Annotated in this window: 25 protein-coding genes; 7 read left to right on the forward strand and 18 right to left on the reverse strand. The window is 35.0% G+C overall.

The window, feature by feature from the left end; genetic code table 11:
- From IPH52_01075 to IPH52_01105, 7 genes are all read right to left on the reverse strand, one after another.
- On the reverse strand, positions 1 to 291 hold the full coding sequence (locus IPH52_01075; GenBank protein ID MBK7053633.1) for a type II toxin-antitoxin system HigB family toxin: 291 nt from the start codon (positions 289 to 291) through the stop codon (positions 1 to 3).
- Positions 292 to 425: 134 nt separating this feature from the next.
- On the reverse strand, positions 426 to 995 hold the full coding sequence (locus IPH52_01080) for an RsmD family RNA methyltransferase (GenBank protein MBK7053634.1): 570 nt from the start codon (positions 993 to 995) through the stop codon (positions 426 to 428).
- On the reverse strand, positions 988 to 1,620 hold the full coding sequence (gene gmk / locus IPH52_01085) for a guanylate kinase (GenBank protein ID MBK7053635.1): 633 nt from the start codon (positions 1,618 to 1,620) through the stop codon (positions 988 to 990). Before gmk ends, IPH52_01080 begins: the two co-directional genes overlap by 8 nt.
- A complete protein-coding gene (locus IPH52_01090) occupies positions 1,568 to 1,861 on the reverse strand; it encodes a DUF370 domain-containing protein (GenBank protein MBK7053636.1) in 294 nt (97 codons plus the stop codon). Before IPH52_01090 ends, gmk begins: the two co-directional genes overlap by 53 nt.
- 1 nt (position 1,862) lies before the next feature.
- Complete coding sequence (locus IPH52_01095; protein MBK7053637.1) at positions 1,863 to 2,738, reverse strand: hypothetical protein; 876 nt, start codon at positions 2,736 to 2,738, stop codon at positions 1,863 to 1,865.
- Positions 2,739 to 2,756: 18 nt separating this feature from the next.
- Positions 2,757 to 4,721 (reverse strand): FapA family protein, encoded by a 1,965-nt coding sequence (locus tag IPH52_01100; protein ID MBK7053638.1) that lies wholly within the window; start codon positions 4,719 to 4,721, stop codon positions 2,757 to 2,759.
- A gap of 174 nt (positions 4,722 to 4,895) precedes the next feature.
- Positions 4,896 to 6,221 carry a hypothetical protein gene (locus IPH52_01105; protein ID MBK7053639.1) on the reverse strand — a complete coding sequence of 442 codons (1,326 nt, stop codon included), beginning with the start codon at positions 6,219 to 6,221 and terminating at the stop codon, positions 4,896 to 4,898.
- A 204-nt stretch (positions 6,222 to 6,425) separates the two neighbouring features.
- Here IPH52_01105 and IPH52_01110 point away from each other — a divergent pair, with 204 nt between their 5' ends.
- From IPH52_01110 to IPH52_01135, 6 genes are all read left to right on the forward strand, one after another.
- Positions 6,426 to 8,861 carry a response regulator gene (locus IPH52_01110; GenBank protein ID MBK7053640.1) on the forward strand — a complete coding sequence of 812 codons (2,436 nt, stop codon included), beginning with the start codon at positions 6,426 to 6,428 and terminating at the stop codon, positions 8,859 to 8,861.
- Positions 8,861 to 11,932 carry a PAS domain S-box protein gene (locus IPH52_01115; GenBank protein ID MBK7053641.1) on the forward strand — a complete coding sequence of 1,024 codons (3,072 nt, stop codon included), beginning with the start codon at positions 8,861 to 8,863 and terminating at the stop codon, positions 11,930 to 11,932. The genes IPH52_01110 and IPH52_01115 overlap by 1 nt, the downstream gene beginning before the upstream one ends.
- Complete coding sequence (locus IPH52_01120) at positions 11,922 to 13,157, forward strand: diguanylate cyclase (protein ID MBK7053642.1); 1,236 nt, start codon at positions 11,922 to 11,924, stop codon at positions 13,155 to 13,157. Before IPH52_01115 ends, IPH52_01120 begins: the two co-directional genes overlap by 11 nt.
- Entirely contained in the window at positions 13,154 to 14,263 is a 1,110-nt protein-coding gene (locus IPH52_01125) for a pyridoxal phosphate-dependent aminotransferase (protein MBK7053643.1), read from the forward strand. The genes IPH52_01120 and IPH52_01125 overlap by 4 nt, the downstream gene beginning before the upstream one ends.
- A 374-nt stretch (positions 14,264 to 14,637) precedes the next feature.
- Positions 14,638 to 15,114 carry a WbuC family cupin fold metalloprotein gene (locus IPH52_01130; protein MBK7053644.1) on the forward strand — a complete coding sequence of 159 codons (477 nt, stop codon included), beginning with the start codon at positions 14,638 to 14,640 and terminating at the stop codon, positions 15,112 to 15,114.
- Entirely contained in the window at positions 15,111 to 16,412 is a 1,302-nt protein-coding gene (locus IPH52_01135) for an adenylosuccinate lyase (protein ID MBK7053645.1), read from the forward strand. Before IPH52_01130 ends, IPH52_01135 begins: the two co-directional genes overlap by 4 nt.
- 25 nt (positions 16,413 to 16,437) lie before the next feature.
- Here IPH52_01135 and corA read toward each other — a convergent pair whose 3' ends face one another.
- From corA to IPH52_01165, 6 genes are all read right to left on the reverse strand, one after another.
- Positions 16,438 to 17,694 carry a magnesium/cobalt transporter CorA gene (gene corA, locus IPH52_01140; GenBank protein ID MBK7053646.1) on the reverse strand — a complete coding sequence of 419 codons (1,257 nt, stop codon included), beginning with the start codon at positions 17,692 to 17,694 and terminating at the stop codon, positions 16,438 to 16,440.
- A gap of 70 nt (positions 17,695 to 17,764) precedes the next feature.
- Positions 17,765 to 17,911 carry a hypothetical protein gene (locus tag IPH52_01145; GenBank protein MBK7053647.1) on the reverse strand — a complete coding sequence of 49 codons (147 nt, stop codon included), beginning with the start codon at positions 17,909 to 17,911 and terminating at the stop codon, positions 17,765 to 17,767.
- Between the two features lie 334 nt (positions 17,912 to 18,245).
- The gene (locus IPH52_01150; GenBank protein ID MBK7053648.1) at positions 18,246 to 18,620 is read right to left on the reverse strand and encodes a hypothetical protein; all 375 of its coding nucleotides are present in this window, start codon (positions 18,618 to 18,620) and stop codon (positions 18,246 to 18,248) included.
- Between the two features lie 28 nt (positions 18,621 to 18,648).
- A complete protein-coding gene (locus IPH52_01155) occupies positions 18,649 to 19,347 on the reverse strand; it encodes a serine/threonine-protein phosphatase (protein MBK7053649.1) in 699 nt (232 codons plus the stop codon).
- 14 nt (positions 19,348 to 19,361) lie between these two features.
- On the reverse strand, positions 19,362 to 19,712 hold the full coding sequence (locus IPH52_01160; GenBank protein MBK7053650.1) for a hypothetical protein: 351 nt from the start codon (positions 19,710 to 19,712) through the stop codon (positions 19,362 to 19,364).
- A gap of 29 nt (positions 19,713 to 19,741) precedes the next feature.
- Positions 19,742 to 20,353, reverse strand: coding sequence for a hypothetical protein (locus IPH52_01165; GenBank protein MBK7053651.1), 612 nt, complete (start codon positions 20,351 to 20,353; stop codon positions 19,742 to 19,744).
- A 126-nt stretch (positions 20,354 to 20,479) separates the two neighbouring features.
- Here IPH52_01165 and IPH52_01170 point away from each other — a divergent pair, with 126 nt between their 5' ends.
- Complete coding sequence (locus tag IPH52_01170; protein ID MBK7053652.1) at positions 20,480 to 21,322, forward strand: alpha/beta hydrolase; 843 nt, start codon at positions 20,480 to 20,482, stop codon at positions 21,320 to 21,322.
- Positions 21,323 to 21,329: 7 nt separating this feature from the next.
- Here the strand turns inward: IPH52_01170 and IPH52_01175 are convergent, their stop codons facing one another.
- The 5 genes from IPH52_01175 to IPH52_01195 form a co-directional block, all read right to left on the reverse strand.
- Positions 21,330 to 21,992: a DUF1361 domain-containing protein gene (locus tag IPH52_01175; protein MBK7053653.1), complete on the reverse strand. Its 663-nt coding sequence runs from the start codon at positions 21,990 to 21,992 to the stop codon at positions 21,330 to 21,332.
- Between the two features lie 48 nt (positions 21,993 to 22,040).
- Positions 22,041 to 22,427, reverse strand: coding sequence for a diacylglycerol kinase family protein (locus tag IPH52_01180; protein MBK7053654.1), 387 nt, complete (start codon positions 22,425 to 22,427; stop codon positions 22,041 to 22,043).
- A gap of 29 nt (positions 22,428 to 22,456) precedes the next feature.
- A complete protein-coding gene (locus IPH52_01185; GenBank protein ID MBK7053655.1) occupies positions 22,457 to 23,809 on the reverse strand; it encodes a hypothetical protein in 1,353 nt (450 codons plus the stop codon).
- A gap of 108 nt (positions 23,810 to 23,917) precedes the next feature.
- Positions 23,918 to 25,477 (reverse strand): glutamate--tRNA ligase, encoded by a 1,560-nt coding sequence (locus tag IPH52_01190; GenBank protein ID MBK7053656.1) that lies wholly within the window; start codon positions 25,475 to 25,477, stop codon positions 23,918 to 23,920.
- Positions 25,474 to 26,358, reverse strand: coding sequence for a hypothetical protein (locus tag IPH52_01195; protein ID MBK7053657.1), 885 nt, complete (start codon positions 26,356 to 26,358; stop codon positions 25,474 to 25,476). Before IPH52_01195 ends, IPH52_01190 begins: the two co-directional genes overlap by 4 nt.
- Positions 26,359 to 26,377: the final 19 nt, after the last annotated feature.

Here is a 26,377-nt window from a genome sequence, read left to right on the forward strand (position 1 = left end):
TTATTTCTCCTTCCATTTGTTTTTGTCATATTCTGTATGAGTTAGAATATCTCTAACATAAATTTTCTGCCGATTGTAATGAATCGCAGCTATTAGCCTAAAATGATTTCCATTTGTATTAAAAACAGTAAGATTGCCAACTTGATCGATTGTTCGAAAAGTCATCTTTAGCTCATTAAAGTTAGAAAAATCCGATTCTCGAATAATCTTATGCCAGCTTCGTAAAGAGCTTTCTGAACTTGGATAGTCTTCTATGAAATCAGAAAGTTTCTTCCAGCTAATAATATGCATAAAATATACAACATCTCATATCGAGATATTGTAAATCTTTTTTTATTATTTCTAAAAAAAATAGTGCGGCATATCATCCCAGTTTTTTCTTTAAATATATCAGCGAATCAGGCGAGATTAAAGTATGCTAATAGTTACTTAGCGACTAACAAAGTATTATTCCCTACTTGTCTAAATTCGAAATTCTCCCAGTTAGGATTCTTGGGAGACTGGACAAGTAGAACTATTTTCTTTTCTTGAAAGGCGTTTTGGATATTCATTGTTAGCCGATGAATTTTTTCCGAATCTTTCTCCCAAAATGAATAAGGTGGATCAATGTAGAAGACTAGCGAATCTGTTTCTACTTTGTCAAAAGAATCATAGTATCGAAAGGAATCTCTATGCAGTAAGATAAAATCTTTTCGAATCGTTGGTAGAAATTCTTTTAAGCTTCTAAATCTATTTTTATCCAATTCGAAAAAGACCGTATTCTTAAAACCACGGCTAACAGCTTCTAACCCCATTTGACCAGATCCGGCAAATAAATCAATAAACAACGAATCGGAAAGAGAAATATCTCCCTGTAAATCAAGGGAATCAAGAATTGAGAATACAGATTTTTTTAACAGTGCGGAGGTAAAATTGCTATTACCTTTAATGGCAGAAGGAACTAAAACTTTTCTTCCTTTGTAAATGCCTGACTGAATAGACAGATTACTATTCATTAGAGGGAGATTTCTTTTCTTGCTTAGATTCTCCAAATAAGATACTTTCCAACTGGGCGAGAGAGTCTTCTAGCTTATCATTTACAATTCTATAATCATACTCATCTGCTAGTAATAATTCTTTTCGTCCGTTTCGAATTCGACGCTCAATGACTTCAGGACTATCTGAGCCTCTATTCTTAAGGCGCTGAATCCAAATTTCTTCAGATGGAGGAAGAATAAAAATAGATTTAACAGTTTGAATTTTAGACTTTATGATTTTAAATCCTTGCACATCAATATCTAAAATTATTTTATAACCTTTACGAATTTCCTTTTCAATGTATCGTTTTGAGGTTCCATAATAATTATCATGAACGAGTGCCCATTCTAAAAAGTAATCATGCTCAATGAGTCGCTCGAATTCATCTCTAGTAACAAATTGATAGTTTTTTCCAGGCTCATCTCCGGGTCGAACAGCTCTCGAAGTAACAGAAATTGAAAAATGTATATCAGGATGTTTTTCTAATAGAAGGGAGATTAGTGTTGTTTTTCCGCCACCCGCTACGGATGATATTACGTATAAGATTCCTCTAGGATTCACTTTCAAGCGACTCTTCCTCCAATGCGGGTAAATTATTGTCATCCGCTTCAATTCTTCTAGCTAGAGATTCTACTTTCAAACTGGAAAGGATTAAGTGATTGGTATCAGTTAAAATAACAGATCTAGTTTTTCTACCATTTGTCGCGTCTACTAAATGACCGGATGTTTTTGCTTCAGATCGTAACCGGCGAGCCGATGCTGAGTCTGCGTGGATAATAGTGACTACCCGTGATGTCATTAGAATATTCGAAAATCCAATGTTTAATATTTTAAAAGCAGACATTTTAAACTCTTCTTGACCTTTCTATTTTTATAGTTTCAATCAAGGAAATTTCTGGAATAGCTAGCCCCATTTCTTCCGAAATGTCACTATGAGAATAACCTTTCTTTAATAGATGGACAACTTTTTCTACCTTTGTTACGTCTGCGGGTAATTCTTCTAATGCTGTAGCAATTGATATGCTTACTGAATCTTGCGGCTTAGAATTTTGCAGGTAAGGATTATTAACCGCATTGAACACAGTTTGAAAACTTTCGTCTGTGTTTAGATTATCTTTAACGACTTCATCAGCATCTAGCGGATTACCACCAATAGACACATCTATTACAGAATTTTTCTTTGCTTTAGGACTTGGCTCATTTTCGGTATTTATGAAAATCTCATCATTTACTCCAAACATGGATTTGAGTCCTTTTCCTAAGCCTGCAATCAATCCTCCTAGAAATCCTTCTCCTTCTGAGTTATTACTCTCCGGTGCTTTTGAAACGACGGGTGGTTTATTTTTTGTCTTCGGCTCGCGAGATAAAGTTTCTATCGGTGCCTCATATTTAGCCACGGAAGGTTTGGTCGGAATTGAGGAATCGGTGTCTTTGTAAGACGAGTTTATTATATTAGCTTTTTCTTGACTTGGTAAATTTTGAAAATCAATTCCCATTGTCTCCGCTTTGTGAAGTAAATTTTTTAGAACTGCAATTCTTGAATCCATTAAAGCAAGATAGCTTTCTGATTCTTTAAAAAAAGACAGAGTATGTGCTTGAATTTCTTTTTTGAGTTTTACAATTTGATAATCACGAACACTATTTGTTACTTTAATCGAAACAGAATAATAAAGAATTACCCCAAAAACGATATTTATAAGGACTAGAGCTAAAAGTTCCAATTACGTTCTCCCCATTTTTTATTTTCGTCTTCCACCACGTCTTGTATCCCCCTTTTCGCTGTCTGGGTCTGAATATGCCTTCATCTGAATTTTATTTTCGGAAAGGAAAAGTGTTTTTGATTGTAGGTCATTTTTAATTTTATAAGGCTCAGCATTTTTTATCCGAACGGAGACTCCGCCATACATTTTCTTTTCAAAGTAGACTTTTCCTTGATCTCCAACTTGCTCCATGTAGGAATTTACAGTCTGAATTTCCTTATCATATTCTGCGATTCTTTTTTCCAGCTTTTTAACGCCTACTTCTAATTTCCCAAGGTATGCCAAATTCTCTTCTGTAAAAGAAGAAGGATCCGCTTCCTGTCTGGCTTTGAGTGTCTTATGACTCTTATTTAAGATTTCCAATTTCTCATGAGCGTCTTTGCGTTTAGCAGTATAGTCTTCAATTTGTTTGAGAAGTTTTGGGTTAACACCTACAACCAGTTCAGTCGTTGGATTCGCAGGTGAGCCAATATTCTTTGCAGAAATCAAAACACCCGCTTTAATTCGTCCGCCTAAAATATTTGCCTTCTTTCCATTGCAAAGAACTCTTCCTCCTGCACTTACATCGCAATTCATAATCACTTCTTGGACAATGACATCCTTATCAGTAACAACAATTGCATCCTGAAGAAATTTTGAGACAACGTTTCCACCTGTAGATTCAATCCGTGCCTCTCCTCTACCCGTAACACCTTGACGAATAATAATATCGCCATCGGCTTCGACTTGTGCCCTCTGAACTGTTCCATAAATTTCGATATTACCAGAAGCTTTTACTTGGAAGTTATCTTCTATGTTTCCAGTAATGATAATCGAACCAAGGAATGTAACATTTCCAGTTCGCATACTGACATCCCCACTAATTCGATAAACCGTTTCAACAGACAGACGATCTTCGGCAAATATTACTTGCCCGTTGACTTCAGCGGTTAATTTCATTTTGTCTTCAGAAAGAATTGTTCCTTTGCCTTGGTTCAATGGAATATCTTGTCCATCTTTGGCTTCAAGCATTTGATTAAATAAATCACGACCATACTTTCCTTTTTCTGGTGGAGTTTTTTCTGCAAGCAATTGACCAACAACAACGTTTTCAATTAAATCCAAATCTTTATAGTCAACTTTTCCGGCTGCATCTTCCTTGAGGACAACTTTCTTTTCTGTGCGAACATGATACACAATCTGTGCATTTTTTCCATGCATAGGCGGATCACCAGAAGCCGCAACAAATGGCTCATTGTATTTCTCTTGCTCAAGCCATTCTCTAATTACATCTTCTTTGATTCCGTATACAATATCTTCTTTCTTGAGTTCATATATAACATCTGCCACCTCTAAATCTCGCCCGCTTAACTTTGGCGGCAAAAGGGTAACAAAGGCCTTCATATTATCATCAGATATTTCGACTTTCGCACCAGCTTCTGCAAATGGTTTTAGTTTTGCTTCGCCCATACGAACATACTCAGTAGACTTAGAGGAGAGGAAACTTTGAATAGCCGCTTCACTAGGAGGATTAATACCTCGCATTGCAAGCCGCTTAAGGACGTCGCCTAACGTTGGAAGTTTACCATTTCCAATAGGAGGAATTTCCAACATATACAATCCGTGACGATAATGTTTGATACTAACCCATCCATCTACATCCTTTGGAGCTATGAGATTTTTTAATTCTTTCGAAAGAAGCTTTCCACTTCCCCCGGTTAATTTTTTATCAAGTCCCTCAAGTTCCTGAATATTGTCTTCATGATTGGCAATGAAAACTCGAATTCGAAATGGATGTGAGAAAAAAAGACTCTTTTTTCCTCTTTCTAAGACTTCATAATCTAACTGGTAAATTTCTTTCCCAAAGTGCTTGGCGGCAAGTCGTAGACTTTCATCGATAGTATCACCGATAACTTCCACTTGCTCTTTTTCTAATTTTTCAAGAGCAGACTCTTCTTCGAACATCGCGGTTTTTAGTTTACTCATTGCCCACCTTTCATTTATAAAAAGAGATTTTAGACAACAAGCTTATGTGCATCTAAAAAATCTCTCAAGTATCTTTTTTATTTTCGGTATAATTGGACTCAGTAAAAACGTAATTTTTTACTCAATGGCAATTTGAGGTTAATATACGAGGGTTTAAGGCTCCTTAGGAACCGGCTCTGTATATACATCTGGCTCTGGCTCAGGGATTGGCTGAACTACCTCCGTTGTCTTTGCTTTTTTGCCCTTTTTCGTCTTAGGCTTCTCCTCTTCTAATGGAGCTGGCTTGGTTTCTGATTCAGGCTTATCCTCTTTTCCTGAATTGTTTTGTATTTCTGCCTTTGGCTCAGAAGAAGAATTTGGTGTATCTACAGTTGGATTTAGATAGATTTTTTCAATATCACCTTTAGCAGAAAAATCAATTGATCGCAAACTTCCCTCAATTGGATAAAAACTAAATCGCTTGTATCTAGAAAGCTCTGCCTTAGAGTTTAATTTTTTTATGATGAGTGCCTTACGCTTTGCCTCTTCATTCTTAATCTCAAATAGAATTTGTATTTCCTTTTCGCGACTAACGCATCGATTACCACAATTACGATACTCTTCAATGGCATCTCTTAAACTTTCTTTGTTAGCGGGATCTGTGAGATCGGATTCAACAAATTTATCAACCTTTGCCTTTAGCTCACGCCCTTTTGCATTTTCAGTTGGCATTTCTCTAAAATCAATGTATTCACAGTTTTTAAAGCTAAAATTTTTCCCAATCGATGGATTCAGCGTTTGGTTATTAGCCGCCTCTTCGCTTACAAAATCCTGTTTGAGAGTCTGAAGAACTTTATAATTTTCTTTTTCTTCTGTAGATGCACTCATGAGTGAATTGAGAACTTCTTGACTTTCGGTATATAGAAAGTAACCAACAATGACTTCCCTTTTTTGCACTTTCGTATAACGGTCAAGATCATATGGGTAAGGATAACACTCGATTGCCGATGTTTTATCATCATCCTCTTTATTGGTTGTTGAATAGATACTGCAAGATGCTTCTAGAATCACAGCCTTATACAATTGGTTAAAAATATTCTTATACACACCCTTGTATTTAAGTTTATTCGGTTGCAGATTCTTTTTATCAAACTCGATAATATAGTATTGTCCGCCACAATTTAGATTGATTGCCTTGGTAAGAAAAAAAGTATCATCTGCCCCAGTCTTGTCCTTTACTTTGCGATCAAAAAACCAAGTGCAAGACTCTATTGGAAAATTATTCACCTTTCCAACGATAGTTTGTGTTTCATTCTCTATGAACTTTAGCACTTCTACCTTTCCGGGTTGCTCTTCGCTAACCACCGAATAATCTCGAATTAACTCTTTGTAAAGTTTAGGATTTTGCTTTTTAATATCTACAGGTTTAGCTGCGCAATTAGAAATTAGAATGGTGCATATAGTGGTAAGGATTAGGATTTGAATGTTTTTAAATCTCATGAGAGGTTCTCTTCTTTTTTATTTACTTAACTCATCGAAGTCTTATAGTTTGAATCTGAATACCCCAAGATTTATTTTTTCCTAAAAAAGTCCAGTAAAAGAGATTTCTTTTTTCAACGGTTACGATAAACCTTGCATATGTTTCTAGTAAAAAGGTTTTTTTTCCTTCTTATTCTTTTTTTCTTCGGCTGCAATATAGGCTTGGTGTTCAAAGATTCCCCTAAAGTAGAAAAGGGAATCTTAAACTTAACCTTTTGGGATTTCGAAAAACGAGGCGCTATCAATTTAGAAGGAAAATGGGAATTCTACTGGAAAAAGATTATCAGACCAAATCAAACAAACCTATTCTCTGAAGAGAAAATTTCAGACTATTTCGAATTCCCTAGTTCTTGGAGTGGTCGATTCCTTGACAATGAGACTGTCAATGGAAATGGATATGCAACATTCCGTATGAAAGTTTTACTCCCAAACAAAATCGGAAAAAAAAACAAAATGAAACTTGCTCTTCGTATGAAAGAACAAGCAACCGCATATGAACTCTATCTGGATAACGAGCTATTAGCCCAAAAAGGAAAAGTAGGAATGTCGAAGAAAGAATCCAATCCCGGCTATGGCACGAGCACGATCTTTTTTGAAACAGAAAATGAAACCTTAGAAATAGTATTAATCGTATCCAATTATCATCATAGGAATGGTGGAATTTGGAGTGTTCCAGTAATTGGCACTCACGATCAAATCCAACAATTAAAATATGAAAGAAACTCTATAGAATTTTTATTGGGCGGAAGTATTTTAATCATGACTCTGTATCACTTCATGCTTTTTCTTTTTAGGAAAAATGATTTTACCAGTTTCTATTTTGCAATATTTTGCCTAATCACTCTTATGCGCGTTGTTTCGACAGGCGAAATAATGCTTGTGCAGTTAATACCAAATATCCACTACGAAATAGTTACAAAGTTTGAATACTTTTCCTTCTTCATGTTAATGCCTTTGTTCTTTAAGTTTTTTCAAGAACTTTATCCTAATGAAGTGTCAGCAGTATTAGTCAAAGTAAGTTTAACAATTGGCGGAATACTAGGAATGATTGTTTGCCTATTTAATTTAAGCATATACAATTATCTTGTTAATTTTAATTACATAATTATTGTTCTGACAATGATCATAATTTATTTTTATCAAATTAAGAACATTGTAAAACGAGTTGATGATTCGGTCATTGTTTTTGCTTGTTCTACCGTGTTAATTTTTTTCATTGTAAATGATATCCTTTATAATTTAAAGATTATCATCACAGGAGAATTTATGCAAATAGGAGTTTTCATTTTTCTATTTGCACAGTCAGCCATTTTATCAAGGCGATTTTCCCTTGCTTTTAGAGACATTGAAAAACTTTCGAGCCATTTAAGTGTAATAAATAATGCTTATAGCAATTTTGTTCCTAAAGAGTTTCTAAGAATTCTAAACAAAGAAAGTATAACAGATGTTACCCTTGGCAATTTAGTAAAGAAAGATGTCACAATTCTTTTTAGTGGCATACGAGGATTCACCTCCATCACCGAAAAAGCGAGTTCAGAAGAGATATTTGGTCTACTCAATAAATACTACACAGGTGTAACAGCGATTATCCGCAAAAACAATGGTTTTATAGATAAATTCATCGGCGATGAGATCGTAGTTTTATTTCCTGATTCTGCTGAGAATGCAGTTAGGGCTGCAGGTGAAATTAATCAGTATTTACAAACCTTTAATCAATCTCAAGCAGAGCATTCCATGCTAAATTTTAAAATAGGAATCGGAATTCATTCTGGCACAGTTACTCTCGGAACACTCGGCGGCAAAGAACGAATGGATACGACCGTCATAGGCAATGCAGTCGGTATTGCAAAAAAAATTGAATCTATGACAAAGTCTTTTTCTGTCCCAATTATTATTTCTTCTGATACTTATAGTGTATTAACAAGGGAATTAAAAGACGATAGCCGCGAGATCGAACATTTAAGAGTCGGGGGCAATAATGGATTTATCACTGTTTATGAATACTTTGGCTCAGATAATCCGACCATCTATGAAAAGAAAAAAGCAATTTCTTCTGAATATTTTCGCGCCCTTACTCTTTATCGTGCAGGATTTATGCAAAAAGCGCAGGATTTATTCGTGCATTGCCAATCTCTATTGCCTGATGATTCAATTTTTTCTCTTTACATAAATCGCTGCAAAGACAGTTTACTAGGCAACGCTGATCCAGACCCAGCGCCTAATATTAATAAACCATTAGCACTGATAACGGATTCAAATATTGGTTTCGCTGAAGAATTGGAATCCATTTTGAAAAAAGAAAAGCTAGATACTATCATCGCAACAAAGGAAGATGATATAGCATCTATCCTTGAAAATATGAAACCATCACTCCTATTTATAAACTTCGATAAACCAGAAATGGAAGGATTAAAACTAATAGATACAGTAAAAAAAAATCTAAACCTTTCAAAAGAAGATTGCTACATTATAGCTATAACATCCGAAGACAGTGCAGAGAAAAAAACTTTTATATATGATTCAGGCGCTGACGACTTTATTATCAAGCCGATTCATATTGAATCCCTTAAACAAATTATTCGCAGAGTATTGCAAAGTTAATGGCTTCAACAAAATATTATATTACAACAGTTAGTTGGTATAACCAGTTAAAAATTAAAAGTAAAGCACTAGTGGGAATATCCATCATTTGCCTCCTCATTGTTATTGGTGTTTCCCTTTCAATCCATCTCGTAAATAAGATCCATGAAGAAACGCGGGAGATTCATAATAAATGGATAAGAAGCATTCTAAAAGTATCAGAGATGATGGACCAATTAGATGACATTGTAAAATTAGAATCCAAGTATACGTCAGCGATTACGCAAAATGAAAAATCACTGATTGAGGATAAGTTAAATTATCTACAAAAAGAATTTACCAAGAACAAAACCATTTACGAAACTCTGAGCATTGACAAAGAAGAAAAAAACGTTTACAGTCGATTTTCCGCTGATATGGATGAATACTTTAAGGCACTCAAAGAGTATATTGAAAAATCGAAATCCTTTAATAAACAAGGTATCAATGTTTTGTTAGAAAACTCAAAAATCAAAATGGAAAAGCTGAGTTCCGACCTACACGAAATGCATGCACTAAATCAAAGAGGTGAATCGGAGTCGAATCAAATAGTGGATAATTCCTATTATTCTCTGTTGCTTCAAATGATTCTGACTGCCACTTTTACTGTAGTTTTTATTTACCTTGTAATTTATTACACTTTTAAACAATTTGTCTTCCCTCTTCAACTAGCTGAATCAGCTGCAAATCGAATCGCTAAAGGGGATTGGAAAGTAAGAATTGAATATGAATCAAAGGATGAACTTGGCAATTTCATCAAAACATTTAACCAAATGGTAGAAGATCATCGAAAAATCGATAAAGAGAAAATAAAAATCGAAAAGGAAGTTAGAAGAAGCGAAGAACTTTTTAGAACTTTGATCGAAATTTCTCCCGATGCAATTTTGCTCATAGGATTGGATTATTCCATTCTTTGGGCAAACAGCAATATGCTTCGAATGTTCGGATACAATTCTATTGAAGAAGTTAGAGAATTACACGCTGTTGACTTTGCAATTCCATCTGAAAAAGAAAAAATAGCGTCAATCATGAATGCTCTTTTAAGTTCGGATTATAACAGTTATGCGTATGAGAGTATTGCATTTAGAAAAGATAAAACTAGTTTTCCCATTGAAATTCAACACTCGATTTATCAGAATGAAAATGTAAATGTGGGGATACTTACAAATATCCGTGATATTACAGAGCGCAAGCTAGCAGAAGAAGCTCTAGTCGAAAACGAAGAGCGATACAGAATCATTACTGAAAACATGGCAGATGTTATACTCGTCATTGATACAATCTCTACGAAGTTACTCTATATTAGCCCTTCAATCAAAAATTTAACAGACTATTCTGTTTTAGAAATCATGGCTCAGCCACTTGAATTTTTCTTAACTCCAGCCTCCTTAGCTTATGCAAAAAAAACTTTTCCACGGAGGTTAAAAAAAATTTCAATGGGCAAGAAATCTATCGATGGTATTTATGTTGATGAGCTTGAACAGTATAAAAAAGATCGAACAACAATATGGACAGAAGTTGTATCAAGATATATTTTAAATCATGATACTGGAAACCTTGAAGTCCATGCCGTTATGCGCAATATCACAGAGCGAAAAAAAATACAAAAAGAAATAAATGAGAAAAGTCAAATGCTTGGTGGAATCCTCGCAAATATGCCTGTTGTAGTTTTTAGAGTTGACAAGTATGGTATCATCACTCAAAGCACGGGAGCCGGTCTAAAGAAGATGGGTTTATTTGAAAACCAGGCGGTAAATATAAATATTTTTGAGGTATATCATGAATTTACCGCTCAGTTCAATCGAGCACTGGAAGGTGAGCCACAGGTTTTTATTTCCAATGGACTTTATAATGATGGGGCTGAATGGTTTTTTCAAAATTATTTTTTTCTCGATGAGTCAACCGACGGTCTTATAGGATTTGGTCTTGATATCACAGAACAAGTAGTCGCAAAAAAAGCAGCAGAAGTAGCGAGTAAAATCAAGGGAGAATTTTTAGCCAACATAAGTCACGAAATTAGAACTCCAATGAATGCCATCATAGGATTTACAGAAATTCTCAGAGGCTCTATCTCTGATGAAATACAGCGAAAGTATTTAGAGAATATTGTTTCAAGCGGAAAAACGTTATTAGCCCTAATTAATGACATTCTTGACCTATCAAAAGTTGAATCAGGGAAACTTGAGCTTGATTTATCGCCCGTAAACATTGGGGATGTATTCGGAGAACTCCGTGATATTTTTTCTCAGAAATTGCAGGAGAAGGAGCTTGATTTTCAAATTGTTGTTGACCCTAGCCTTCCCAAAGAGATAATTCTCGATGAAATTCGTTTTAGACAGATTTTTCTAAATTTACTCAGCAATGCAATTAAATTTACTGATAAAGGTTATATTCGATTAACCGCTACATATCAAACGAAGAAGGAAACTATTCAATATATGGATTTAATTTTTACTGTAGAAGATACAGGCGTAGGAATTCCAGAAGAAGAGCACGATTCGATTTTTGAGGCGTTCACCCAGCAAAAAGGACAGAGCCATTCCAAATATGGGGGAACGGGTCTTGGACTTGCCATTTCAAATCGATTGGTTCAGCTTATGAATGGCAGTATTTCAGTAAAAAGCCAAGTAGACAAAGGTAGTGTTTTTCAAATCATTTTACAAAATTCACTTGTCTCAAAAGAAATTTCTCACAAAAATCCAAAGTCAATTAGTGGAAGCAAACAATCAGTTGCCGCAATACTTCCTGAAAAAATTGAGAGGATCCAATTGGATGAAGAAGAAATTAAAAATTTAAAACCATTACTCGATGAAATGGAAACAGATTTATATTCTGAATGGAAAAAATTATCTGACATATCTAGCATTAACGAGATTGAAGAATTTGCCTACAAAATTAAATACTTAGGAGATAAATATAATTATCCCCCTTTAGAAAACTTTTCTGAGAACTTACAAGCAAAAGCTTTGCTATTTGATATGAATTCCCTTTTAAGCTTGCTAATGACCTATCCAAAGCTTTTAGAGGATCTAAGGTCACACTATGTTGGCTAATATAAAAAGTGCCTATATATTGATAGTCGATGACACTCCAAAGAATATTCAATTACTAGGGACTGTATTGAAAAATGTCGGTTATAAAATTATTGTTGCATCGAACGGCTTACAAGCATTAGGCATATTAGAGAAAATTAAGCCAGACTTAATTCTTCTAGATGTTATGATGCCTGAGCTAGATGGATACGAAACTTGCAAGAGAATCAAAGCAACTGAAAATTTAAAAGAAATTCCAATCATTTTTTTGACAGCAAGAACGCAGCCCGAAGACATTGTAAAGGGCTTTGAACTTGGAGCAGTAGACTATATTATTAAGCCATTCAATTCTAATGAATTACTTGTTCGAGTGAAAACTCATTTAGAGCTTAAATTCAATCAGGAATTACTTCAAACTTTACTCAATTTTCAAAGAGATATGGTTCTAATGACGGACGGAGAAAAAGTAATTGCGGCAAATTACAGTTTTCTACAATTCACCGGACTAAAAACAGTAGAAGCGTTTAACAAGAATTATCCAAGCTTAATGAATTTTCTAGATTTTGGCAATGGTTCTGACTCAGAAGAAAGTTTTATTTTACCAAAACTTCCCAAAGATGAAGAATTTCAGGTTAAAATTAAAAATTCTGATGGGGAAACGACGATTTTCCGCATAAAGCAAAATATCATTCCTGAAAAAGAAGTCAGTATTCTGAGTCTAACAGATATTACCCAATTGGAAAATCAGAAAAGTTCTCTAGAAGAAAAAGCCAGCCTAGATGAGCTTACGAAAGTTTTTAACAGAACAAAATTTCAACAACTTTTCAAACAGACAATCGAAGAAAATAAAATCAATCCAAAATCAATCTGTCTTATCATTTTTGACATTGATCATTTTAAAAAAATTAATGACACATACGGTCACAATAAGGGTGATGAAGTGCTTGTAAATGTTTCTCGTTTTATCAAGGCTCAAATTAGAATGTCAGATATTTTATGCAGGTGGGGAGGGGAAGAATTTACTCTTCTACTAGTCGGTTCAAACATCGATGATGGCGTGAAAATATGTGAAAAAATTAGAACGTTAGTTGAAAATCATGCTTTTCTAGAAGAAAGGCAAGTCACAGTAAGCATGGGAATTAGTGAATACTTACCTGACGACAGTTTAGAATCATTTATAGCTAGAGCGGATAACGCTCTCTATAGAGCCAAAAAATCTGGACGCAATCGAACGGAGCGAAATTGATCCCAAGAGAATTTTTTATTGAAGATCGTTTAGAAAAATATAGATTAACCGCTAGCTGTAATTTAGGGGAGAGCGGCTTACGCAATTTTACCGTAAAAGAATTATTGGATCGGTTAAATTTAGATATTGGATGCTTGAATACAATTTCACTTGCCGATTCTCCCAACAACGGAAGGGAAGATTTGCGATCAGAAATCGCTTCCCTATACAAAAATATTTCACCAGACCAAGTTTTAATTACCACAGGCACAAGTGAAGCTTTGTATATATTATTTCATCTACTAATTGGAAAAGGTGATAAAGTATCTTTGTTTACTCCTGCATTTCAAGCGTTATACGAAATACCTTTGACATTAGGAGCCATCATAATAGAGGTTGAAGTAAAGGAATCTCTTCCTATACAGCAATTGTTTGATCAACAAGTTAAATTGGCAATCGTAAATCATCCACATAATCCGACCGGCATTGGACTGGGAGAAAGCGAAATCAAAACACTAAAAGACTCCCTATCTAAGTTTAGCGGCTACTCCTTATTTGATGAACATTACCGTTTCTTAGACTATGTAAACGATTTAAGCTTTTCGGGAGCTGGATTAAATGAAAAATGTTTTGCTACCGGCTCGATTACAAAATGCTTTGGGGTAACCGGCCTCAGAATTGGTTGGCTCGTTGGAGACAAAGGATTGCTCGAAAAAGCTCGTTCTTTTAAAGACTATTTAACACATACAGTAAATCCAATTTCAGAATTCTTAGCTTTAGAAATTTTACGAAACAGAAAAAAAATTGTGAAGCCAATCAAAGATTCAATCTTACAAAATGTAAATACATTTGCCATCGCAGCAAAGAATTTGCCAGGAATAGAAAATTTTCGCGCACCCGATGGAGGGCTTGTTAGTTTTGTGAAATTAGCAACAGGAATTTCCTCAGAAATCTATGCAGACTTATTATTAAAGCAGTGCGACATATTCGTATTACCCGGAAGTAATTTTGAAAGAGAAGGATTTATTCGTGTTGGTTTCGGTGAAACGCCAGGAAGATTTTTTGCAGGAATTGAGAGATGGAAAGATTTAAAGATTACCACCGATGGACAACGAGTGCACCGATAAAAGATACGATTAATGTTAAATATTTTTAGTTACTCACCTTACGCAAGGTGAGTGCCAGCGTTCCCAGCGCTGAGGGTGGGGTTTACACCTAACGGTGGGTTTGCTGCCGCAGGCTATTTTATTAGATTTACCTAATATTCTTGATTGCATTAAAAAACCCATTGTTTTATTCTCTTGCGTAAGGTGAGTTAGTTATATTTGTATTGAGATCGTTTTTTATTGTTTATTTATCCGTGTTCATCGGTGGTAATCTTTGAAGAGTTTACTATTGAACAGTTTCGGGGATGACGCTTGTGCTAATAAAATTAATTTCTAATTGCCAATGAGGGCTTACTCTAAAAACTAGAATACAAATTTACTTTAGAGTAATAGTTATGAATGAAAAAGTCCAATTAATTACGGAAGAATTGTTTTCATCCGTTTCCGAAAAAGCAAAACTAAGTCAACGAAAAAGATCCAATCACAATTTTCATGAGCTAACAGAGGTTTACCAAAGATTCCTAAATGTATTAGTAAAAGGCACTTATGTTCAACCGCATAAACATGAGAATCCGCCAAAGCCAGAAACATTTATCGCTTTAAAGGGAAAACTTGGTTTCCTGATTTTTGATGAGACAGGAAGCATTACCGGAAAATACTTATTATCCGATGATGGACCTATTCGAGGAATTGACATTCAACCGGGAGTCTGGCATAGTTTAGTGACACTCAGCGATGTATGTGTTTGCTTTGAAGGTAAATCAGGACCTTATGATCCGAAAGAAGATAAATTTTTTGCAACTTGGGCACCTACTGAAGCGGATGACGCTCGTTTTGCGACAATAGAAAAATGGGAGAAATTATTTTTATGATAGATAGATACAGCAATCCAGAAATATCCAAAATTTGGAGTCTCGAAAATAAATTTGAGATTTGGAAAGACATTGAAATTCTAGCCTGCGAAGCAAGAATGAATCGCGGAGAAATTCCAGAAGCAGATTTCAACGAAATTAAAACAAAAGCAAAGTTTAAAGTAGATGAAATTCTAAAATTAGAAGAAACGTTACAGCACGATGTAATTGCATTCTTAACAAACCTAGGTTCTTATATCGGACCTGCATCGAGACATGTTCATCACGGACTCACTTCGTCTGACATCGGCGACACCGCATTATGCGTTCAAATGAAACAGGCAATTGAAATCATCATCAATCGTGTTGAAACGTTACTCGAAACAGTAAAAGAAAAAGCGATCCAAGAAAAAGATTCTCCTTGCATGGGACGCTCTCATGGAATCCACGCGGAGCCAATGACTCTTGGATTAAAATTTGCACTCTTCTTTGCAGAGATGCAACGAAATCTAGAAAGACTCAAACAAGCGCACAAAGAAATCTCTGTTGGAAAATTTTCCGGAGCGGTAGGCACTTACTCGAATATAGATCCAGCAATTGAAGAATTTGTTTGCACAAAATTGGGATTAGCCGTTGACCCAATAACAACTCAAGTCATTACTCGTGACCGCCATGCATTTTACCTTTCTATTCTAGGGCTAACAGCTTCTAGCCTCGACAGGATGGCGACAGAAATTCGACTCTTACAAAAGACAGAAGGGAGAGAAGTAGAAGAACCTTTTTCTAAAGGTCAAAAAGGCTCATCCGCAATGCCGCATAAACGCAATCCAGTTATTTGCGAGCGCATAAGTGGGATAGCGAGAGTTATCCGCTCGAATGTAAATGTTGGATTCCAGGACATGCAACTCTGGCATGAGAGAGACATATCCCATTCTTCCGCAGAGAGAATTGTATTGCCTGATTCAACAATCGCTCTCGATTACATACTAGATAAGATGAATTTTGTAATTAAGAATTTGCATATTTATCCAGATGCAAGCGAGCGGGTTCTTGGTATTACCCGCGGTCTTATTTTTTCACAGAAGCTCATGCTTGCAATGATCGAGCGTGGTGGAATTTCCCGTGAGAAAGCTTATGAGAAAGTCCAATCCCATGCAATGGCGGTTTGGGCAAATCAAAATGAAACAATGAAATCGCGTCTTCTAGCTGATAGCGAAGTAAATCAAGTATTAACCGCAAAAGTGTTAGATGAAATTTGCGATATAAAACCATACCTTGCACGAATTGATGTCATTTATAAAAGACTAGGCTTGGTATAATCAAGAATGGCTTTGAAATACTATTTCAAAGCCATTTCTGTTTTTTGAAATAATAAATCATTCCAAAGAGTGTAGTAATCATTATCCCCCAGACAACAAAATATCCATATTGCCACTTAAGCTCTGGCATATTTTCAAAGTTCATTCCATAGACTCCAACAATGAATGTCAACGGAATAAAAATTGTCGCAACCGTTGTTAAAACTTTCATCGTTTCATTCATCTTTTGACTCAAAGAAGAGAAGTAAATATTCGTTAGACTCTCTAGCGCGGTATACGTTGCATTTGCCTCTTCGATTGCGTTGCTACAACTATTTGTTAGATCTCTAAAGTATTTTCGATTTCCAACATTGATAAAATGAGTTCGATCCTGTAAAATATTAGTAAGCGCTTCCTTAAATGGGGCAAGGGATTTTTTTATTTTACTCACATTCTTTTTATTCTTTTCTATCAATAACAAAGTAGATTGTTTCGGGTTTGTTAAGGTTTGTTTTTCAATTAATGCTACTTCTTTATTGATTGAATCAAGAGTTTCAAAATAATTATCTAATATGGCGTCGAGCAATTGAAACAAAAGAAAATCACATTCTCGTTTTCTTACCAGACCAAGGCTATCACGCATTCTCTGTCTAATATAATTAAAATGATCTCCAACTTTTTCTTGAAAAGATACTAAATAATTTTTGCTAAGAACGAACGATAGCTGCTCGATATCAAGCCTATCAAACTCATCCAATAAAATGGATTTTATGCTAAAGAAGATATAATTGTCGTAATCCTCCATCTTCGGACGTTGCGTTGTATCAACTACCTGTCCAACAGTGAGACTTTCTAATTTAAGTGTATCAGCTATTGCTTCGATTAATGCAACATCGTGAATACCGTGAAGATTTAGCCAGTGATTATTGGATAAATTATTTGTATCAACTAATTTATAATCAGTGATTTCCGCTGTTTCTGTGCAAGTGTTTTCATTATAAGTAAACAGTTGCAACTTAACTTCTTCAACTTTCTTCTCTCCGATGAAGGTAAATTCTGTTTTGCCTTTAGCCTCACTTTTTAACTTTGAATAGGACTTAAAATTAATCCCTGTAATGCTTTCGGTCATCTCTGACAAAGAACGCAGACTTTTCATTAAAACTTCGTCTGGATTTTTCAAAGCCTGCATTAAATTTTCAGGTTTAAAAGGCTCAATTACTGTCTTCTCGATTTTCTTACGCGCTACTTTCCATTTCATCGTATTTATTACTTCTCTACTGACTTGCTTTTGATTTGCAGTCACTACATGAAGACTACTAAGAATTTAGAAAATGATTTCAGGCAAGAACATTTTTACTATATAACAAGAATCGTTAATGCCCTAGGATTCCTGCTGAAACAATAATATCATTCACTTTTTCATTCTTGAGGATAAAAGCGATTTGCCAGATACGGTATATGAGAAAGTTTTTTGTAATAGGAAAGAACACAGTATAAATATTCAATGTTTCTTTGCTCAAGAAATTCTCCTTGACTTATGATAGAGCAGACAAACAAATTTTCTTCTATTTTTATCTTCGCCATAGATTCTGGGCTTCCAATTGAAAAGCAGATTTACACTGTCAATTAAAGCAAAGTTAAACGAACTATGGTCTTCATCGTGAGATTCTATTTGCGACTTATATTAATTATTCACTCACCTTACGCAAGGTGAGCGACCAGCGTGCCCAGCGCTGAAGGTGGGGTTACACCTAACGGTGGGTTCGCTGCCGCGGGCTATTGATTCATTAGATTTATCTAATGTTCTTAATTTCATAAAATAATCCATAGCTTTACTTCTTTGCGTAACGTGAGTTATTCATTCAAAATATTTCTACAGGGTTCGGAAAGACTACTTTCATTCCTAAATAAACATTTTATTATTCTTCCCCCACCGGGAACGGTCCATTTACAAAAATTATTCACATCTTCTTTGCAAGCACCTTTTGTTTGATTTCGCATTTTTTCGGAATAAGCCTTAAGATTTGACTTACATCCTTCAGACAAATCATCATTATGCTCTAATAGACATTGAGTAACTTTTGCTTTTGGTTGCGTAATTTCTTTGCAAAATTTTTCATAGTCTGATTTACAATCAGGAAGAAAGGTATCGGCAGAGAGAGATACCAAAGACAAGGTAATAAATGCAATAAAAGATACAGGTTTGATAGGTTGAAACATTTTATTCATAAGATATTTTTATAAGCTCCCAAAGATTTTATAATACATTAATTTCTATACCCAAAATGAAACGATCATCATCCGGTGGGACACCCATTGAAAACTCATCGACCTTGTTTAGAATAAAATCAATGGATTCTTCTAGAGACATATCAGTATTACACGCTTCTGTAATTATATGGCAGAAATTTTTGTTTCCGAGAAGTTTTCCTTTCTCATTTTTAACTTCGATGAGGCCATCCGTGATAATATAAATTCGATCTCCAGGAAATAGTTCGACACTGAGTTCCGTGTAAGTAAGATTATTCATAAGTCCAAGAGGAGTTCCTTCTATCTCAAAAATTTTAGCGCATTTTTCTCGATGAGAATAAATAAATGGATAAGGGTGCCCGCCTCTAGAAAATGTAAAGGTTGTTGACTCAGAACTCGATGAGAGTAATCCATACAATGCAGTAAAATAATAATCTTCCGCTAAATAGTTATTAGCCTCTTTATTCAGATTTTCCAAATACTTACCCGGAAAAAGGCCATTTTTCTCTCGATTCTTATTAGCAAGAACATTGACCAAAGATGAAATCAGTGCAGCAGAGATTCCATGACCCACAACGTCTCCCACAAGGATACTCAAAAGTCCTCCATCTATTCTTTGAAGGGAAATGAAATCCCCGCCAACTGGGTTTAAAGGTAAATATTTATAAAAAATTCTATATTGATCAAACTTAGGAATTTCTGGCAAAGAAAATTCCTGAATCAATTTGCAGACTGTAAATCTTTTTTGTAGACATCAATCAAATCACGAATATTATTTTCAATCGCGTTACTCTTTGCAATTTCGATTCGTAATTCTTTATTGGACTTTTGCAATTCATGATTAATTTTATTAGCGATTTCTTGCGTTTGTCCCGCAATTCTAGCAAGGAATCCCAAAAATAAAGGGGCAGTATCTATGACCCAAAGCAGTGGACTTGAAACTTGAATGCTTAATACTGAATCGAATGAAATAAATCCAATTCTCAAGTATGTTTCAAATAATGTTGAGAAAATGGGAAATAGAAACCCAAACCCCAATCCAATGAACATAAATTTATTTGCTGTATTCATCTAATTATAATTAGCCACTCTTTTAATATTTATAATTCAGTCTTGAATCCATATACAACAAAATTCGATCCACACGGTGGTGTTGGAGGACAATAGACTCCATAGATTCCTGATCTGTGATGAATTCGTGCAAATACTTTTGATGATTCATTAAACCATGGTAATGTATAATCCAATTCAAACATTAAATAGTTAAGCCAAGGTCTCGACTGAATATCATCAAATACAATTCTACCGTTGTCATAGCCCTTACGTAAATTTTCCAATTTTGGATTTTCACTAGCAATAGACTGTCCTTCGCCTAACGCAAAACTAATTGGAGTGCCGAATAGTTTTGGAATCCGAGCAATTCCAACTACTACAGCTTCACCATGATTCATCGCTCCAGAATGCTTGGCTAAAATTCCTTCCACTTCAAACTCAAAGATAGAATACTTACGATTAACCTTTCGATTAATTCCTAAACCTGAAATGTAAGAAGGTTTGTATTTAAAATCCAAATTAAAAGAGATCGGAGCTAAATCTGAATTAACAAAAATTCCACCAAAGCCTAATACACTATATTTAGGTTTTAAAAAAGCTTCCTCTGCAGACAAAGTATAACTAATAATCAGAGAAATAAATAAACCTAGAAATTTCATAATTAGTTATTGAATTTAAAAAATAGGCAAATAAAAGAAAGCTGTTTTGCAAATGATTTGTATTTTCCTCAAAAAAAAAATTTGTATTAAAGCTGTAAGAGATTTTACTACCAATAAGAAGGCAAAATGCAATTCAATCAAAAGAATGGATTTATTTCAAGTTGGGTTTCAGAAGGTTCAGGTAAGAAAATTGTTTTTTTACCTGGTTGGGCGGAGCCTCATTCCGTTTGGCAAGAATCATGTCCTAAAAATCTATTCGGCTACGAAAAAATATTTATGAACCTCGGCGGACATTTTCCTTCTGAATTTCCAAAAGATAAAACCCATTTGCAGCTAGCGGAATTTTTAGATTCTCACTTCGATATATTGAATAAAATAGCGGCTAATGAAAAGTTAATCCTGATAGGTCATTCGACAGGAGCATTTGTAAACTGGCAGTATATGAATCATTTTCCCGATAAAGTGGAAAAAAATATTCTTGTAGGATCTTTTCTGGAAGGACCAATTGGTGGAATCGTGACTCTCATGGAAAATCTCAGACTTTGGAATCTGACTTTTCTCACTGATTTTGCATTGGGATTTTCTCAGGATTCAAAATCTACTTTTTACGATACAGCATTATCTGTTAACCCCGATAGAAAACAAGAATTCTTAAATCGAGCTGATGTAAAAGAATTCTTCCCAACTTTCTTTGAGCAATATAAGAAAATTAAACCTAAATCGCTGCGTATTGTGGTTGAAATTCTTGAATCCATTCGTCTTTCCGATATGAATTTACGAGAAGGACTTCCTTTATATTTCATTCACGGAGAAAAAGATCCTGTCATTTCCATTTCTCGCATAAAACAATTTTGTGAAAACTATAAAACAGCTAAGCTCATAGCTATAGCGGATACAGGTCATTCACCTCATTGGGAAAATCCCTCTTTGTTTTGGAGTTACGTGAGAGAAATTTTGGAAAGCAAATAATAAAAAGTCATTCTCTTTTCTTTACCATCCAAAATGTCCAGTAAATCATGTTTAAAAATATTCCCATGAAGATGGTTACGCCCCATGTTCTTGGATGATCAAAGGGATTAATCAGACGATCAGTAATATCATACAGTAAATTAAATGGCTCACCTATAATATCCCAACTATTCCAGCGCAAATATCTTCCTAGATAAATTCCAAAACTCCCGACAAATAAGAGGCTAACAGATATTATGCTAATCCATATTTGACTCAATGATTTAGTAAGTATTTTTTCAATATCCCATAGACTTAAAAAACCAAATACTAATCCAGTCCATGCAAAGGAAAGAATTAAAATCAAATCAAACCATTTCGGCATAGAGGATTTTAATCGAAGATGAAATAAATCTGTTAAGATATAAGGTGCATTCGGAAAGAACAAAAGCCAAACCGCTAAGAGGATAATGATTGTTACCTTGTATCTTTGAATGCTTGGTTTCAGGATTGTTATACTTGTCACTGCCCAGGGGATAAAGGCGAGAAACAAATTCCAATTTAGAAAAAGAAAAACTTTTGTATCCGTATATATAAATCTGAAGATTGAAAAGGAAAAACACAAAAGGGATATTGTTCCCATAAATAATGTTTCACTAAACCGATTTCTTTCTTTTAATAATTTTATCATAGCCCAAAGTAAGAATGGATTTGGCTGCTTTGTCTGACAATTATTTTATTATTGGAAAAAAGGCAATGTAATTAGTTTGGGTATAAATACAATTAACCCAATGAAGATTGCAGTAATTGCACTAATCAAGACTGCAGCGGCGGATAAGTCTTTTATTTTTTTAATCTGATCATTTTTTTCAGGAGAAATGAAATCAGCCAAATTCTCGATTGCGGAATTGATCGTCTCAAGCGCAAAAACAAATCCAATCGCAAAGATAATTGCAATCCATTCAACATTTGCTATTCTTAATACTATTCCCGCAATGATAACACAGAGTGCAGCAACTAAATGAATTCTTGCATTGTGCTCTTCGAGAATTAAAATTTTCAATCCATTCAAAGCAAAGATAAAACTTTTTAGCCTTTTGATGATGGAGAATTTTTCTTGTTTCATATTCAGTCTAACAGCCATTTGCCATTCACTTAACCTGGATATTCCGACTCTCTTTCATCCCAATTAAAGTAATCCCACCATTCATATTTACATTGCATACATATTTTTTTCGTAGAGCGTAAATAATATACAGTCGAGTTAATTCCATCTATCCAATGTTCCAGTCCTGAGACCCTATCTTTGTATTGGATAATATTGATTTTGCGAAATTTACAAATCGGACAAGCATGATTAGAATCAACGTCTTGTATTGTTTCAGTCGGAGGATCTTCCAAAGAATTTACTTTATTGTAAAAAACTTTCCGAAGTGCGATATCAATGGTAAGATTTTTAGTAATCCCATTATAATAATCAATCATAAACTTGGAAGACTCTAAATATTCGAGTCCTAGCCCTTTGAAATAATGAATGCGCGCATTTTTCTGATCTTTCTCTATAAGTTTATCAATTTCTTTTAAATAGATGTTTAACTCATGTGTGGCTTTTTCCTTGTCTCCTTGCTTATAATAAATCTTTGTTTTATACAAATAAATCAAAACATTTGGGACCAAGTGGTAACTTTTTTCTAAATAAGAAAAAGCTTTGTTATAATCCTGGAGATTGGAATAAACTATCGCCATACGAATACAACTTTCTGATTTTAATAAATTCTCAGATGCTTCGTTTATTACATATTCATAATATTGCAAGACAAGTGGATACTGATGCATATCCTCTAAAACATTTCCCGCCTGAAAATAGTATTTTGCTAATGCAAAGCGATTGTTTTTATGATAGTCCAAAAGATAACGCAAAAGATTGATTAACTCCTTTCGTAAATCTTTAAAGCTAGAAAATATTCTTGTAAAGTGTCCAAAGAACATTCTCTTCTCATACCAGATTTCATTTTGCGAAATAAAAAGAGTATATAGGACTTCTGTTAACTCTTCGATGGCAACCAAGTAAGTTTTATTTTTTTCGAGTGCTTTTTTTAACTGTTGATAGGAGCTGGGAAGTTCTCCTTTTTTATGAAGAAATTTTCCATATTCGTATCGCATTTCGGCATCAGCAGGTTTTCTCTTAAAGAAATCTTCGAACCCATCTTTAGCCATACTGGGAACATGGTCTTTAAAATACAAAGCTCTTCTTCTGAAAAAATCAGGCTCAAATCCTTTTGGATAAACGGTTTCTTTCCATTCTTCCCAGGATTCTTCACTCGCATTGCAACTCTCGCAAATTCGCTTTGTTTTCTTTTTGACTAAATTATAATTTACAAATTCGTTTTTAGCCTCTAGCGGATAACGCACAGCATTGTAGTATTCAATCCGCACTGACCCAACAGCCTGGCAAGACTTACAGTCTTCTTTCTTTTTATCTATAAACCAAAGTTTATCTTCTGACATGAAATCCTCAAAGCAGTGTAAAGTAGATAATGTTTCACCTTCAGCCAAGCTATGACCGACTTATCGCAACTCTCTCATTCAAAATTCATAATTACTCATTCCGCATTCCTAATTGATCATTAAATTAATCTCGCGGCAAATCACCGCTATCCGGTATTTCAACTTCTCTTGCCCAAGTAGATTAAACAAAATCGGAAGTTCCAAACCATGCGCCTTACCGGTAGTAGCCACACGGATTGGCATATAGAGATTTTTTCCTTTTTCGCCTGTTTCAGCGCCGGTCTTTTCAATTAAGGCTTTGTAGGCGTCGGAGTTAGATGGGTTTTCGGATGCGAGAAGTTTGTGAAATGTCTTTATGACAAGTCCAGCATTTCCGGCAGTGGCGATCGTTCTTGCGTCTTCGTTTTCAATAACAATATCGTTATTGAAAAATTCAGAGATGTAGTCAGGTGCTTGGGAGAGTCGATCCAAGTAGACCCGAATTGATTCTAATAGAGATTGCAGGGTTTCATTATTCGCATTTTTAATTTCTTCTGGAATCCCTTTGTTATCTTTGATAAATGGAATTACTTCAGCGCATAATTTTGTTATGTCGGAGTCGCGGATGTATTTATTCGAAAGCCAGTTGAGCTTGGACTTTGGATTGAGTTGGTCTGCGAGTGCGGATAATGGCAACGAGTTGAAATCTGTCTTTTCTTTGTCTTCTTCTTTTACTTTTTTAAATACATCAAATAGCGATGGAGACTTAGAGCATCTTTCTACATCAAATATTTTTTCGAGTTCGCCGTGTGGTAAATATTCCTGTCCACTTTCCGAGGTCCAACCGAGAAGAGCCATATAATTACGAAAGCATTCTGCTGTGTATCCCAAGTCTCTGAACGCCAAAATAGAAGTAGCCCCTGCTCGTTTCGAAAGTTTCTTTCCGTCTGCGCCTACGATTTCGGATGCGTGTGCGTATTTCGGAAGTGGATAGCCAAGTGCTTCGTAAATTAAAACCTGTCTAGGAGTATTCGATAAATGTCCCACGCCTCGGATAACATGTGTTATCTGCATAAGGTGATCGTCTACCACAACTGCATAGTTGTAAGCAGGAAAACTATCTGATTTTACAATGATAAAATCTCCGATGAGTTTTGTATCAAATTTTACTTTTCCTTGAATGATATCGTCTACGATTAAATTTTTTGCAGGTGTGCGAAATCGAACTGAAAATGGAATCTTTTGATCTAGCTTGTCTTGGATTTCTTTTTCTGTCATGCTTGAACAGGTTCCATCATAGAGATTAGGAATTCCCATTGCCTCGGATTGCTTTTTCTTGGCTTCAAGTAATTCAGTTGTGCAAAAACAACGATATGCGTGGTTACTCTTGATTAGCTTCTCTGTGTGCTCTTTGTAAATATCCAAACGCTCGGATTGTTTGTAAGGACCATGCGGACCGCCTACTCCCGGACCTTCATCCCAATTGAGTCCAAGCCATTCGAGTGACTCTAAAATAATTTTCATCGAAGAGTCAGTAGATCTCTCTTGATCAGTGTCTTCAATGCGAACCAGGAATTTTCCGCCGGTTGCTTTTGCGTATAGATAATTGAATAGTGCAGTTCTTGCACCGCCTACATGTAAGAAGCCGCTCGGAGATGGAGCGAATCGTGTTCTAATATTTTGGTTCATTCTACTGTGCTCTCTTTCTTTTTAAAAATAATCAAAGGTAAATCCATTTTATATAAAGTCAGTTGTTTGTTTTTAGCATAAATTAAATTTTCATCTACGGGATCTAATTTTTCACCGGGAAAATAATAGATCACAAATTCTTTGTTGTTATAAAGTTTGCTGCCCGAAGGAATGTCTTTAAAGATTTTTTTATAACTGTAATCTTCGAAGGCATAGATTCTTGAATACTCTAACGTATTTTTATTGGGAGAGAATTCCGAATAAGGGTAATTACGCGCTGGAGTTCCTGACGGATAATGCTTCCAACGAATTGCTTCTTGACCATCTTTCATTTCTGACTCTTCCAATTTCCAAAGACCTTCGTCTGGTGTAATTGTATAAATTACTTTTTCATGAAACAACTGCTGCGCTTCCATTTTGCGATTAATGAATTTTTCTAACCCGCCAAGCAAATCGGAACTTTGTGAATTACGAATCGAAAAATTTGTGTATTCGACTTCTAAATCGCCAGAGTCGTTACTTCTTTTCCCTTCTCCGTATTTTACTTTTTCATAGATTGTGAATTTAGGTGGAGCTTTCTCTGCAAAAAGAGAACTCACTTCACCAAGAAATTTATTCGTATAGGAATAAAAATAAATCTCGATTTCCTTGACCTTTACAGTCGGACCTTCACCTGGTCGAATCACTAGGTATTTGTATTGTGAGCTAGGTTTTTCAAAAAAATTATTTGAGTTCAAAACCTTCGCTTTTTGGTAATAATCACCTGTAAAAATTTCCAGAAATTTCTTTTTTTCTGCATCACTTGTCGCAAAGGTTTTACACGAAATGATTAGAATTGGAAAAAAAAATAGAAAAAAGTGTTTTTTACGATTATGTATCATTTGAATCAATAGAATTAGG

This window comes from Leptospiraceae bacterium, from assembly GCA_016708435.1.
Taxonomy (GTDB): domain Bacteria; phylum Spirochaetota; class Leptospiria; order Leptospirales; family Leptospiraceae; genus UBA2033.